We start from the raw sequence: 12,588 nt of genomic DNA, 5'->3' as shown, positions 1-12,588 counted from the left end.
GCGCCCGCCCCGAACTGGCCGCCCGCGCCGCGAGCGGCTGGTTTCGCAACGCGCTGCGCGGGGTCGACGCCGACGCGGTGGCCCGGGTGTGGGCGGGCGAAATCGTGGACGGCCCGGCGGGATCGCGCCGCGAACTGTACCTGCGCGAGGTGGGCCGCTGGTGGGAAGCCGCCGACCGATCCGAGCGGGACCGGCTGCTGCCCGGCCTGGAACGCGAACTCACCACCCGCGGGCTCGACGGGCGCCTCGCCCGGGGCGAACTGCGCGCGATCCGCCTGCTGATCGCCGGCCACGCGTGGGGACCCGAGGCCGCGGCCCTGGTCGTCGACCACGAACAGGACGAGTTCGACACCTTCCGGCGCCACCTCAAGCAACTGCGGGCCGCGCTCAAACACGGCGACACCCTGCGAGTGCTCGCCGTCCCCGTGGTGGTGGCCCTGCTCGCGCTGCTCGTCGGCGGACCCGCGGGCGACACGTCGGCGACGCCCCGCCCCACCGCGCTCCGCGTCGCGGCCGCGCCCACCGCCGAGCCCCCCGACCCGTTCGGCGCCGACCGGCTGATCGCGACCCTGGGCGCGGACCGCGTCGGGGTGAACTACGTCGTACTCGTCGACACCTCCGCGTCGATGAGCCGCTCGGGCCGCTACGACGCGGTCAAGGCCGCCCTGCCCGGATTCCTGGCCACGCTCACCGCGCACGACCGGGTCGCGCTCGTCACGTTCGACACGACCGCCGTCGAGTACGGCAACGGACTCGAACCCGTCACCGACGCCGCCGCGATGGTCGCCCGCCTGCCCGCCGCGCGAGCGAGCGAACCCGCCCCGGGGCTCCAAGGCGACGCCTCGGCGGTTGCCGACGGCGCTCCCAGTGACGTACACGCGGCCTTGGAACGCGCGCTCACCGTGCTGCGCACCTCCGCGCCGAACTCGGTCGACGGAGTACTGCTCCTGTCCGACGCCCCCCGCGACTCGATCGGACCGGACCTGCGCAAGGACTTCGACCGGCTGCGCGAGGAGGGCCGCGCGGTCGAGGGCTTCGCGATCCCGCTCGCGAGCGACAGCAGCGCCGGACCCACCCTGCAACGGGTCCTGTCCGACGTTCGGGTCCTGCGCGACAACCCGGCCGCCCCGGGCACGAGCCTGACCCAGGCCAGAACCACGCTGCGGCTGCGCAACGCCGCCCGGATCGTGGACGAGGACAGGGGCAAGGGGGTTCAGGCGACCTGGCTGATGCCCTCCGACGAGGAACCCGACGCGGTCGACTGCCGGTCGTTCGAACCCGTGCCGGACGGTGCCCGGCTCGACCTGTCGGACGGCCGCGAACTGTGCCTGCGGCTGACCGCGACCACCGCGCGAGTCCCGCTCCAGGTGACCAGCCTGCGCGTCGACGGTGTCGGCATGGTCGGGCTCAAGGACGGGGCGCCGCTGCTCGCGCCGGGGCAACCGGTGTACTTCTCGGTCAACCTTGCCGCGAAGACCCATCGCACCGACGGCATGTGGAAGGACGCGGGCCACTACGACGCGAAGGCCCGCGTCTTCGGCGAGGTGCGCACACCGCTCGCCGAGGCATTCAAGGAGCACCTGCCCGAGACCACGTTCGTGATCGACCCGGGGGTGAGCGGCCCCGAACTCGCCTACCGCGGCGACGAACGGGTGGACCTCAGCTGGTGGCCTTGGCTGCTCGCGGGGTTGGGCACGGTCACCCTCGTCGGTGTCGTGTGGTTCGGATGGAGGTGGGTCCGGCCGCGGTTGCGGCGTGGCCGGAGCGCGGAGGCGCCGTGAAGGGGGGCGCGGGGCGGCGGGCCGGTGGGGCGGTGGGCCGGTGGAAGCGAGGTACGCGAGGGCGTGTGGGCATCCGGGCGCGTGAGCGCGTGAGCGGGATGTAAAGGAGACACCCTGACCGGGAGTTCGGCGGGTAGCGTTGAAAACATGCGTATCCACGTCGTAGACGCCTTCACCGACCGGCCGTTCCGGGGCAACCCGGCGGGCGTGTGCCTGCCCGACGCCGCACACGCCGAGGACGTCGCGTGGATGCAGTCGGTGGCGGCGGAACTCAACCACTCCGAGACCGCGTTCGCGGTGCCGAGCACCCACGGGGAGGCCGACTTCGCGCTGCGCTGGTTCACCCCGGTGACCGAGGTGGACCTGTGCGGGCACGCGACGCTGGCGACCGCGCACGTGCTGTTCACCCAGGGCGTCGTGGCCGCGACCCGGATCCGCTTCGCGACGCGCAGCGGCGTGCTGACCGCGACGCTCGGCAGCGAGGGTGTGGTGCTGGACTTCCCGGCCTTGCCGCCGCGCGACGTGCCGGCGCCGGCCGAACTCGGGCTCGCGCTGGGCGTCGAACCGGTCGCGGTCGCGGCGGGCGGCGACGACCTCCTCGTCGAGGTGGCCTCGCCGGCGGTGGTCCGCGCGGTCGATCCGGACTCGGCAGCGCTGGGCGCCCTGCCGTATCGGGCCGTGATCGTCACCGCGGCGGGCGGCGAGCGGGGCGACTTCGTCTCGCGCGTGTTCGCCCCCTCCGTCGGTGTCGCGGAGGACCCGGTCACCGGCTCCGCGCACTGCGTGCTCGGCCCCTACTGGGCGCCGCGCCTGGACCGGCGACGGATGACCGGCGTCCAGCTGTCCGCGCGCGGCGGCACGGTCGGCGTCGAACTGCACGGTGATCGCGTGCTGCTGTTCGGGCAGGCGGTCACGACGCTCGAAGGGGAGCTGCTCGCCGAATAGGGGCGGGACGTCGGTAGGTCGAGGTCTCGCGAGGGACGCTGGTGGGCCCGTCGCCCGTGTCGGTGGATCATTGTCGATCCCCTCGCTATCGTGCGGACTCCAATCGATCTGACGCATCGTCAGCAACTCCGGGAGCCGCGCCATGTCCGACGCCATCACCTACAACGCGTCCCACCTGGGCCTGTGCGTCACCGACCTGGACCGCGCGATGCGGTTCTACTGCGACGGCCTGGGCTTCGCCCCGGTGGTGCGCTACGACGTGGGCAACGAGGTCGCGCACACACTGGAGGTGGCCGGCGAGGTCCGCCTCGTGTCGCAGATGATCGCCAAGGCGGGCATGGTCGTCGAACTCCTGCACTACGCGTCGCCCGACACCCTCGGCACGCCGTCGCAGCGCCGCAACCAGCTCGGCCTGACCCACCTGTCCTTCATCGTCGAGGACGTGGACGCCGCCGCGGCCCGCCTGGTCGAGCACGGCGGCACGCTGCTCGCCGACACACGCGCGAGCCTGAAGAGCGAGAGCGGCTCGACCGAACTCGTCTTCCTGGCCGACCCGGACGGCACCCGGGTAGAGCTGATGAAGCTCGAAGGCTGAGCCGAGCGCGAGCCGCGGTGCACACGCGGCGAAGGCTCGTTCGAGGGTGACGGTGGGGTCGGGATCGATCAGACCGGTGTGGACGGACCTTCGGCGCCGGACGTCTGTTCGGCGACGGACGCCCCTTCGGCTGCGGATGACGTGCCGACCGTGAGCGCCGTCGCCAGTGTGTCCCCCATGCATCGGCGCAGCCACGCGTGTCCCGGGTCCGCGTCGTGGCGTGGGTGCCAGGCGAGGCCGAGCGGCACGGGCGGCAGGTCGAGCGGGATGTCGAAGGTCTTCAGGCCCAACTGCTCGGCGACCGCGCTCACCGAGCCGGTTACCAGACCGACCAGATCGCTCGCGGTGAGGATGAACAGCGACGACGGAAAGGTCGGCGCCGTGCCGACCACTCGGCGGGTCAGGCCCAGTTCGGCCAGCGCGCCGTCGATCGGGCCGTGCAGCTTGCCGCGCCGGGACACGATCAGGTGGTCGGCCGCGGCGAAGCGGGCGGGGGTGATCGGGCCCCGGAGGAGTGGGTGACCGGGGCGTACGCACGCCACCATCCGGTCGTCGAACAGATGCTCGGTGCATACTTCCGGTGCCCGGGTGTCGATCACGCCCACCTCCAGGTCGGCGACACCCTCGCGCAGGGCCGGCGTGTCGACGTGGCTCTCCGCGAGGAACTTCAGCCGCACACCCGGCGCCTCGACCCGGGCCCGCTCGAACAGCGCGGCGCCGTACGCGGCGGCGAACACGTCGTGCGCGAGCACGGTGAACGTGCGGGACAGCGTGCGCAGGTCCACGTCGCCGGCCGCGGCGAACAGGGTGCGGGCGCGCTCGACGACGGCGCGGACCTCGGCGTGGATCGCGAGGGCGTGCGGAGTGGGCACCATGGCGCGGCCGGCCCGGACCAGGATCGGATCGCCGACGGCCTTGCGGATCCGGCCCAGGGTGCGACTCATCGCGGGCTCGGACAGGTGCATGCGCTCGGCGGCGCCGGACACGCTGCACTCCTCCAGGAGCACGTCGAGCGCGGTGAGCAGGTTGAGGTCCATCGCGGAATGCGTCACACGCATCCTTCCCATGCAAAACATGCACTGGAGTCAATCGGCTCCACAGCCTACGGTGAAGGAGTCCGAAGCCGCCGGTGTGGATCCCGGTGGTGCTTCGTTCCTCGAACCCACTCGGTCGATCCCGCTCGGTCGACAACCCTCGCTCGGCCTTTTTCCTTCGACTCCTCGCATCGACTCCTCGCACCCGACTCGTCGTATTCGACGCCTTCACCGAACGCCATTTCTGGGGGAAGCATGTCCACAACCGCCCGGGCCCCGTCGTCCTCGCGCGCCGTACTGCTCGCGATGTGTGCCTGCGTGACGGTCGCGCAGAGCATGGTCGCCGCGATCAACCTGGCCATTCCGCAACTGGCCGCGTCCCACCTCCACCCCTCACCGAGTCGCATCCTGTGGATCGTCGACGCGTATGTGATCGTGTTCGCCGGTCTGCTGATCCCCGCCGGTGCCCTGGGCGACCGCTTCGGCCGCAAGGGCGCGCTGATCGGCGGCCTCGGTGTGTTCGCGGCCGGGGCCGTGACCAGTGCGCTCGCGGTGAACTCCGCCATGCTGATCGCCGGGCGCGGCATCTCCGGCGCGGGCGCCGCGCTGATCATGCCCGCGACCATGTCGATCCTGATGCACGTCTTCCCTCCCGAGCGGCGTCCGCAGGCGATGGCCTCGTGGACACTCGCGGTCGGACTCGGCGGCCTGCTCGGCAACGTGGGCGGCGGCCTGGTCCAGGAGTATCTCCCGTGGCAGGGACTGTTCTGGGCCATGGTGCCGCTCGCGGTCGTGCTCGCGATCCTCGTTCAGGTGGTCACACCGCGCACCGACACCCACCCGGCCGCGCTCGACCCGATCGGCTCCGCGTTGCTGATCGCGGGCCTGGTGGGGGTGCTGTACGGAATCATCGAGGGGCCGAGCCTGGGGTGGGGTTCCGCCGAGGTGATCGCCGGTTTCGCGCTCGGCGTACTGCTGCTCGCGGTCTTCGTGCTGCACGCGTTGCGGGTGGAACACCCGCTGCTCGACCCGCGGGTGTTCGCGTCGCCCCGGCTGCGGGCCGGCGTTCTGGGGATCGGGGCGAGCTTCTTCGGGCTTTTCGCGCTGTTCTTCGTCAATGCCCAATATCTGCAGTACGTGAAGGGCTTCTCCGCGATGCGGTCGGGCTTCGCGATCGTCCCGCTCACCGTGGGCATGGCGCTCGCGCCGAAGGTCGCGGTCAAGCTCCAGCAGCGCTACGGGACACGGTCGGTGGTGGTCGGCGGGCTGAGCCTGATCGGCATCGGGCTGCTGTGCATGGCGACGGTCGACGCCGGGACGTCGTACGTGGTCTACGCCGGATACCTGCTGATCCTGTCCGTCGGGATGGGCCTGTCCGCGCCCGCGCTGTCCTTCGGGGTGGTCTCCGAACTCCCGCGGCACCGGGCCGGAATGGGCTCGGGGCTGAACACCGCGGCCCGCGAGATCGGCGCCGCGCTCGGAGTGGCGGTGTTCGGCACGATCCTGGCCACGCGCTTCTCCGGTGAGCCGGCCGCCGAGTTGGGCCGAGCTCGCGGCGCGGAACACGCCCGCGTGGTCGAGTCGTTCACCGACGCGATGTCGGTCGGGTTCACGGTGGTGGGCGCGACACTGTTGCTCGCGACGGTCGCGGTGGCCGTCGGCTACCGCAACCGCCCCGCCCCTGCCGCCGCCGAGCCCGCCGCGCAGCCGGTCAAGGAGCCCGTGGCATGACCGAAATACTGTTCGGATGACGATCAGACCTGCCCGAACGCACGACCTGCCCGGCTTCCTGGGCCTCGCGGCCCAAGTGGAGCACTGGTTCGGCCCGATGGTCGACGAACCGCAGTTCCAGGCGGCCGTCGAAGAACACATCCGCACCGGCATGGCCCTGATCGCACCGGCCGATTCGGGTACGCAACCGCTCGGCGGCCTGCTGTTCGGCGCCGAACCGCCCGTCCATCACGTGCACTGGCTCGTGGTGTCCGAACAGGCCCGGGGGCTGGGCGTGGGCCGGAGCCTGATGGCCGAGGCGACGCGCAGGTTCGTGCGCGGCCCGGGCACGGTCGAGGTGGTGACGTTCGGAGCGGACCACCCGGGCGCCGTTCTCGGCGGCTCGCGCGCCTTCTACGAAAGCCTCGGCTTCAGCCCGGCCGAGCCCGGCGAACCAGGCCCCGAGGGCGGATCGCGTCAGGTGTATCGCCGCGTCGTCGAGTGACGGCCGAAGGACGGTGAGCGTCGGGACACGGTGGTCGGCGCGGGGTTCGCGGGCAGCCGCCCGCCCCGGACTCGAACAAGCGAGGCGGGGCGGGCGCGCGGGGTGATCTCGGCGATTCGAGGGCTCGGCTACACCACGCCGAAGGCGGTCATCGCCTCGGCGACCCGCAGGAAACCGGCGATGTTGGCACCCAGGACGTAGTTGCCCTCGTCGCCGTGTTCGGCCGCGGTCTCCAGGCACGTCGCGTGGATGTCGCGCATGATCGTGCCGAGCCTGGTGTCGGTGTCGGTGAAGGTCCAGGACGTGCGGGCGGCGTTTTGAGCCATCTCCAGGGCGGAGGTGGCCACGCCACCCGCGTTGGACGCCTTGCCGGGCGCGAAGGCCACGCCCGCCTCGCGGAACAGGTGCACCGCGTCGGGGTCACACGGCATGTTCGCGCCCTCGGCCACCGCCGTCAGCCCGTGCTTGATCAGGTGCGCGGCGGTGGGGCCGTCGATCTCGTTCTGGGTCGCGCACGGCAGGGCCACATCGCACGGGACTTCCCAGACCGAGCCGCCCGCGACGTAGCGCGCGTGCGGGACGCGCTCGGCGTACTCCGCGATCCGGCCGCGACGGTTGAGCTTGATGTCCTTGAGGATCTCCAGGTCGATGCCCTTGTCGTCGACGATGTAGCCCGAGGAGTCGGAGCACGCCACGATCAGCGCGCCCAGTTCCCGCGCCTTCTCGATCGCGAAGATCGACACGTTGCCCGACCCGGACACGACCGCACGCCGGCCCTCCAGGTCCTCGCCGCGCACGCGCAGCATCTCGGCGAGGAAGTACACACAGCCGTAGCCGGTGGCCTCGGTCCGCACGTGCGAGCCGCCCCAGCCCAGACCCTTGCCGGTGAGCACGCCGGTCTCGTAGCGGTTGGTGATCCGCCGGTACTGCCCGAAGAGGTAGCCGATCTCGCGCCCGCCGACACCGATGTCGCCGGCCGGGACGTCGGTGTGCTCGCCCAGGTGCCGGTACAACTCGGTCATGAACGACTGACAAAAGCGCATCACCTCGGCGTCGGAGCGGCCCTTGGGGTCGAAGTCCGAGCCGCCCTTGCCGCCGCCGATGCCCAGGCCGGTGAGCGCGTTCTTGAAGATCTGCTCGAAGCCGAGGAACTTGACCACGCTCAGGTTCACCGACGGGTGGAAGCGCAGGCCACCCTTGTACGGGCCGAGCGCGCCGTTGAACTCGACCCGAAAGCCGCGGTTGACTCGCACTCGACCCGTGTCGTCGGTCCACGGCACTCGGAACATCAGCTGTCGCTCGGGCTCCACGAGGCGTTCGAGAAGCGCCGCGTCGGCAAGCTCGGGGCGCTTGGCGAGCGCGGCGCCGAGGCTTTCCAGGACCTCGTGTACGGCCTGGTGGAATTCCGGTTCACCGGGGTTGCGGCGCAGCACTTCGGCGAACGTGGTCCCGGCGTGGCCGTGCAGATCGGCGAATACCTGGGTGGTCATGGTGAAGGTCCTTCCATCGACGGGGGGCGCGTCGCGGCCGTTGCAGGCGAACACGCTATCCGTCCACAGCGGCGGACGTGATCAGGGTGACCCCCGTTCGGGTGTGTGTCCGGTGTTATGTCCGACGTTGTTCGGTCGATTCGTCCGTCGCGGCGTCCACCGGGTTGTCCGTCGGTTCGGTCATCGGTTCTTTCGTGAATCGTTCGGGTGTGGTCCGGGTGTGGTCCGACTGTGACCGGTGTGAGGGAGGTGCCTCGTTCATTTCATCGGTCGCCTGAGATGCTGCATCGCGTGTGGTTCAAGAGAATTGACGCGGCGTCACTTCGAGTGGCGGTTCTGGCAACGGTGTTGGTCGCGGCCGGCTGCAGCGGCGGCGACGATGCGACGTCGACCTCGGCTGACCGGCCGTCGCAGCCCCGGCAGGTCCCGCTGGAGATCGGGCAACCCGATTTCCGGCTTGCGCCGCCGGTACCCGCCCCGCCGTGCGACCCGAGCCGCAATCTGACGCCCTCGGCCCCGGCGCGGCCCGGCGCGATGCCGACGGGCTCGACGATGCGGGCGATACAGGATCGCGGTGTCCTGGTGGTCGGAGTGGACCAGAACACCCGGATGTTCGCGGCGCCCAACACCCAGGATCAGACCCTGGAGGGCTTCGACATAGACCTCGCCCGGCAGGTGGCCGCGGCGATCTTCGGCAATCCGGACGCGATCCGCTTCGAGGTGATCCCCCCGGGTCGCCGCCTGGACGTGCTGGGCTCCACGACGTCGAACGGCACCGTGGTGGCGCCCACGGTGGACCTGGTGGTGGACGCGGTGACCATCACGTGCGACCGGTGGCAGAAAGTGGACTTCTCCGCCGCCTATTTCGCGGACTCGCTGAGCCTGCTCGTGCCCAAGAACTCGACGGTCAAGTCCTTGGACGACTTGGCCGGAGAGTACGTGTGCGCGTCCTCGAACACCACGCCGGAACGGCGGATCGCCGAGTCGAAGGCCAAGCTGTACCGAGTGTCGGACCGGACCGACTGCCTCGTCGCCCTGCAACAGGGCCGGGTTGCGGCGGCCTACACCAACCGGGCGCTTCTGGAGAGCCTGCACGAGCAGGACCCGGAACTCAAGGTGGTCGTCTCGACCGAGAAGGACGAGCGCGCGGCCATGGCGGTACCCAAGGGGCAGACCGATTTCGTCCGGTTCCTCAACGGCGTCCTGGAGCGGCTCAAGAGCGACGGCACCTGGCAGAAGATGTACGACACGTGGTTCGCCAAGGTCCTCGGCAACGCCACCGCACCCGTCACCACGTACCAGGGTTGACCTTTGTGGCAGCGGTTACTGACGCCCCGTCAGGTCGCTGCTACGTTGCCGCCATGTTCCTTTCGCTCGGACTGCCCACGCACCTGGTCGAGGCCGGCGCCGACCTGATCAGCGCCGAGGCCGTGACGGAGATGTCCCGCGCGGCCGAGGCCGCCGGGTTCGACGCGGTCTTCACCACCGACCACCCGTTTCCCGGCGACCAGTGGCTGGCCCACGGCGGCCACCACACCCTCGACCCGATGGTCACGCTGTCCTTCGCGGCGGCGGCCACGACCCGGCTGCGGCTGCACACGAACCTGTTCGTACCGGCGTACCGCAATCCGTACCTGTCGGCCAAGATGCTCTCGTCGCTGGACGCGCTCTCCGGCGGCCGACTGATCCTGGGTGTGGGCGCCGGCTACCTGGAGCCCGAGTTCGCGGCCCTGGGCGCCGACTTCGCCAACCGCAACGACGTGCTGGACGACGCTCTGCGGGCGATGCGCGCGGCGTGGACCGGCGAGAGCGTCGACGGCAACACGATGCGACCGCGCCCGGCCCAGAACCGGATCCCGGTGTGGGTGGGCGGCAACAGCAAGCGCGCGATTCGTCGAGTGGTCGACCTCGGCGACGGCTGGCTGCCGATGCCGGCCCCGGCCGCCGCGTCGAAGTATCTCAAGACGCCCGGCCTGGAAACCCTGGACGACCTCAAGGCCCGTCTCGACTACGCCCGCGAGTACGCCGAGTCGGTCGGCCGCACCGACCCGATCGACATCACCTTCATGCCGCGCGGCATGAGCATGTTCGACGGCGACGGCATCGACCACGAGGCGATCGTCGCCGACCTGACCGAACAGGCGGAGTACGGCGTCACGGGCGTGACCCTGACCCTGCCGGCCACGACCAGGGCCCAGTATCTGGAACAGACCGCCGCCTTGGGCGAACTCGTCGTACCCCGCGTGACGAACCTGAAGGTCCGCCCGCTGTTGGGGTGACCGGCCGGATCCGAAACGCACGAAAAAGATCTCGGAGTTCGAGGCGGCGGGTGGCTTCGGCCGAAGGCCCCCTCGGACTCCGAGATCGTTTCCGCCGGCCGGTTCGCCGGTCGCTTTTTCGATGCTCGGTTACTGGCTGTACGAGCCGATGAACTCGCCGATTCGAGTGATCGCGTCCGTCAGGTCGTCGACCTGGGGGAGAGTCACCACGCGGAAGTGGTCGGGCTGGTGCCAGTTGAAGCCGGTGCCCTGGACGACCAGGATGCGTTGGCTCTGGAGGAGGTCGAAGACGAACTTCTCGTCGTCGACGATCTTGCAGACCTCGGGGTCGATCCGCGGGAACGCGTACAGCGCGCCCTTGGGCTTGACGCACGTCACGCCGGGGATCGAGATCAGTGCCTCGTACGCGGCGTCGCGCTGGGCGACGAGTCGGCCGCCGGGCAGGACCAGGTCGTTGATGCTCTGGTAGCCGCCGAGCGCGGTGGCGATCGCGTGTTGCGAGGGCACGTTGGCGCACAGACGCATGTTGGCCAGGATGTTCAGGCCCTCGATGTAGCTCGACGCGTGCCGTTTGGGGCCCGACAGCATCAGCCAACCCGAGCGGAACCCCGCCACCCGGTACGCCTTGGACAGGCCGTTGAAGGTCAGGCACAGCAGGTCGGGCGCGAGCGAGGCCAGCGGTACGTGGACCGCGTCGTCGTAGAGGATCTTGTCGTAGATCTCGTCGGCGAGCAGGAGGAGGCCGTGCTCACGGGCGAGCCGGACGATGCCCTCGAGGACCGATTCGGGATAGACCGAGCCGGTCGGGTTGTTCGGGTTGATCACCACGATCGCGCGCGTGCGATCGGTGATCTTGGCGGCCATGTCGTCGAGGTCGGGATACCAGTCGGCGCCCTCGTCGCACATGTAGTGCACCGGTGTGCCGCCGGACAGACTGACCGCGGCGGTCCACAACGGGTAGTCCGGCATCGGGACCAAAACCTCGTCGCCGTTGTCGAGCAGCGCCTGGAGCGCCATCACGATCAGCTCGGAGACGCCGTTGCCGAGATAGACGTCGTCGACGTCCACGCCCTCGATGCCCCGCGTCTGGTAGTGCTGGACGACCGCGCGCCTGGCCGTCAGTACGCCCTTGGAATCGGAGTAGCCCTGTGCCGTGGGAAGGTTGCGGATGACATCGTGCAGGATTTCGTCGGGTGCCTCGAAGCCGAACGGCGCGGGGTTGCCGATGTTCAGCTTGAGGATGCGGTGTCCCTCGTCCTCGAGGCGCTTGGCCTCGTCGAGAACCGGACCGCGAATGTCGTAACAGACGTCCGCGAGCTTGCCCGACTGGCGCAGCTCGGGCAGCGGACGACTCTGTGGATTCGACAACTCTTCGACGCTCACCTGGATATCTCCTCCTCGCGGGGCGACCGCCCACCTGATCCACGCGCACGGGTTTCGGGTGCGCTGCGTCGGCGGGCGACCCTGGGAGTGTTCCACGCGAGAGGGCCGTACGCAGTGGGATATTTGCCACGTCGTGCTCCGCGAGCGTCATCGGGACGCCGTTGTGACGAGAGCGGTACGCGGTCGGCGGGCGGTCGGGGAGGCGTTGGTGGACGTCAAGAATTCACCCGAGCGTTGCCCGGCGGGCATATCCGAGTTGCCCGAACCGCCCATAGGGGATGCCACTCTGCCGGACATGGACGACGTGTCGTACTTCTACGGAACCGCGGGCGAGATCAACGCCGCGAACCTGTACCGGTTGCTGACGCTCCGCAGCCGGGTCTTCGTCGTCGCACGTCGACAGCCCTGGCTCGATCCCGACGGCCGAGACATCGAGTACGGCACCACGCACCTGTGGGCCGAACGAGCCGGCGAGACCATCGCGACCCTGCGGCTGACCGACGAGGGCGACGGTGTGCTGCGGATGGCCCGGGTGTGCACACTCCTCGCGTACCGCAGGCAGGGGCACGCGACGATGCTGGTCAGGCACGCGCTCGTGGTGGCGGGAGCACGACCGGTGATCACGGACGTGTACGCGCGCAGCGCCGACTGGTTCACCCGCAGGGGCTTCCAACCACGCGGCGGCCGAACCGTGGTCGACGGCGAGGCCCACACGTCCATGCAGCACGTCCCGGCAGCCAGACACGCCGCCCCCGCCCCGGCGGCGGGGCCGGGCGACACGGCCTACCGCCCGGCCTGGGCCCCGGTCTGAACCGGCGGGCGACGGCGTAGGGGTGCGCCTTCCGGCCCTGGGGTGGCGGACGCGG

The 12,588-nt window shown here is 70.5% G+C and carries 11 protein-coding genes; 8 read left to right on the top strand and 3 right to left on the bottom strand.

Translation table 11 applies throughout. The features are described from left to right. From GT354_RS01005 to GT354_RS00995, 3 genes are all read left to right on the top strand, one after another. Positions 1 to 1,781: vWA domain-containing protein (locus GT354_RS01005; RefSeq protein WP_161354223.1), on the top strand; the 1,781-nt coding region annotated here is incomplete at its 5' end. A gap of 147 nt (positions 1,782 to 1,928) precedes the next feature. Continuing rightward, positions 1,929 to 2,726, top strand: coding sequence for a PhzF family phenazine biosynthesis isomerase (locus GT354_RS01000; protein ID WP_161354222.1), 798 nt, complete (start codon positions 1,929 to 1,931; stop codon positions 2,724 to 2,726). Between the two features lie 142 nt (positions 2,727 to 2,868). Next, entirely contained in the window at positions 2,869 to 3,321 is a 453-nt protein-coding gene (locus GT354_RS00995) for a VOC family protein (protein WP_161354221.1), read from the top strand. Positions 3,322 to 3,389: 68 nt separating this feature from the next. On the opposite strand, the gene GT354_RS00990 is transcribed toward GT354_RS00995, so the two are convergent. After that, positions 3,390 to 4,379, bottom strand: a complete 990-nt coding sequence (locus tag GT354_RS00990; protein WP_161354220.1) for a LysR family transcriptional regulator — start codon at positions 4,377 to 4,379, stop codon at positions 3,390 to 3,392. A 231-nt stretch (positions 4,380 to 4,610) separates the two neighbouring features. Here GT354_RS00990 and GT354_RS00985 point away from each other — a divergent pair, with 231 nt between their 5' ends. Together GT354_RS00985 and GT354_RS00980 are read left to right on the top strand one after the other, a co-directional pair. Then, complete coding sequence (locus GT354_RS00985) at positions 4,611 to 6,086, top strand: MFS transporter (RefSeq protein WP_161354219.1); 1,476 nt, start codon at positions 4,611 to 4,613, stop codon at positions 6,084 to 6,086. Positions 6,087 to 6,102: 16 nt separating this feature from the next. Next, complete coding sequence (locus GT354_RS00980) at positions 6,103 to 6,570, top strand: GNAT family N-acetyltransferase (protein ID WP_161354218.1); 468 nt, start codon at positions 6,103 to 6,105, stop codon at positions 6,568 to 6,570. 128 nt (positions 6,571 to 6,698) lie between these two features. Here the strand turns inward: GT354_RS00980 and gdhA are convergent, their stop codons facing one another. Continuing rightward, positions 6,699 to 8,060 carry an NADP-specific glutamate dehydrogenase gene (gdhA, locus tag GT354_RS00975; protein ID WP_161354217.1) on the bottom strand — a complete coding sequence of 454 codons (1,362 nt, stop codon included), beginning with the start codon at positions 8,058 to 8,060 and terminating at the stop codon, positions 6,699 to 6,701. 552 nt (positions 8,061 to 8,612) lie between these two features. Here gdhA and GT354_RS00970 point away from each other — a divergent pair. Both GT354_RS00970 and GT354_RS00965 read left to right on the top strand, forming a co-directional pair. Continuing rightward, entirely contained in the window at positions 8,613 to 9,368 is a 756-nt protein-coding gene (locus GT354_RS00970; protein ID WP_161354216.1) for a transporter substrate-binding domain-containing protein, read from the top strand. Between the two features lie 53 nt (positions 9,369 to 9,421). Further along, positions 9,422 to 10,339 carry an LLM class F420-dependent oxidoreductase gene (locus GT354_RS00965; protein ID WP_161354215.1) on the top strand — a complete coding sequence of 306 codons (918 nt, stop codon included), beginning with the start codon at positions 9,422 to 9,424 and terminating at the stop codon, positions 10,337 to 10,339. 129 nt (positions 10,340 to 10,468) lie between these two features. Here the strand turns inward: GT354_RS00965 and GT354_RS00960 are convergent, their stop codons facing one another. Next, on the bottom strand, positions 10,469 to 11,683 hold the full coding sequence (locus GT354_RS00960) for a pyridoxal phosphate-dependent aminotransferase (protein ID WP_161354224.1): 1,215 nt from the start codon (positions 11,681 to 11,683) through the stop codon (positions 10,469 to 10,471). 202 nt (positions 11,684 to 11,885) lie between these two features. Here GT354_RS00960 and GT354_RS00955 point away from each other — a divergent pair, with 202 nt between their 5' ends. Next, positions 11,886 to 12,533, top strand: coding sequence for a GNAT family N-acetyltransferase (locus tag GT354_RS00955; protein ID WP_161354214.1), 648 nt, complete (start codon positions 11,886 to 11,888; stop codon positions 12,531 to 12,533). Positions 12,534 to 12,588: the final 55 nt, after the last annotated feature.

Source organism: Streptomyces sp. SID3343 (assembly GCF_009865215.1).
Lineage (GTDB): Bacteria > Actinomycetota > Actinomycetes > Streptomycetales > Streptomycetaceae > Embleya.
This window is presented reverse-complemented; position numbering and strand designations above follow the sequence as displayed.

Excerpts from the sequence above, each read along its gene's own strand:
- GT354_RS01000 (WP_161354222.1), top strand. The coding sequence starts at position 1,929 with ATGCGTATCCACGTCGTAGACGCCTTCACCGACCGGCCGTTCCGGGGC.
- GT354_RS00995 (WP_161354221.1), top strand. The coding sequence starts at position 2,869 with ATGTCCGACGCCATCACCTACAACGCGTCCCACCTGGGCCTGTGCGTC.
- GT354_RS00990 (WP_161354220.1), bottom strand. The coding sequence starts at position 4,379 with ATGCGTGTGACGCATTCCGCGATGGACCTCAACCTGCTCACCGCGCTC.
- GT354_RS00985 (WP_161354219.1), top strand. The coding sequence starts at position 4,611 with ATGTCCACAACCGCCCGGGCCCCGTCGTCCTCGCGCGCCGTACTGCTC.
- GT354_RS00980 (WP_161354218.1), top strand. The coding sequence starts at position 6,103 with ATGACGATCAGACCTGCCCGAACGCACGACCTGCCCGGCTTCCTGGGC.
- gdhA (WP_161354217.1), bottom strand. The coding sequence starts at position 8,060 with ATGACCACCCAGGTATTCGCCGATCTGCACGGCCACGCCGGGACCACG.
- GT354_RS00970 (WP_161354216.1), top strand. The coding sequence starts at position 8,613 with ATGCGGGCGATACAGGATCGCGGTGTCCTGGTGGTCGGAGTGGACCAG.
- GT354_RS00965 (WP_161354215.1), top strand. The coding sequence starts at position 9,422 with ATGTTCCTTTCGCTCGGACTGCCCACGCACCTGGTCGAGGCCGGCGCC.